The 238-nt window shown below is 62.2% G+C and carries 1 protein-coding gene; it reads left to right on the forward strand.

The genetic code is table 11. The features are described from left to right. Positions 1-204, forward strand: a 204-nt coding sequence (gene tnpB / locus E5W70_RS32890) for an IS66 family insertion sequence element accessory protein TnpB (protein ID WP_292665535.1), incomplete at its 5' end; no start/stop codon positions are given. Between the last annotated feature and the right edge of the window lie 34 nt (positions 205-238).

The following is a 238-nucleotide window of genomic DNA, read 5'->3' on the forward strand; positions in this document are numbered from 1 at the left end:
CGCAGCGGCAATCTGATCAAGATTATCTGGCATGATGGGCTCGGCATGTCGCTGTATGCGAAACGGCTCGAGAAGGGCCGGTTTCTATGGCCGGCGCCGGCGGACGGCACGGTTTCCATATCGCCGGCGCAGCTCGCCTACATGCTCGACGGGATCGATTGGCGCAACCCGGTTCACACGCTCCGCCCGCAGCGCGCGGGCTGAGTTTTCTTTGAGTTTGCGCCATTTTCCGCGAGTC

Source organism: Mesorhizobium sp., assembly GCF_005063415.1.
Lineage (GTDB): Bacteria > Pseudomonadota > Alphaproteobacteria > Rhizobiales > Rhizobiaceae > Mesorhizobium.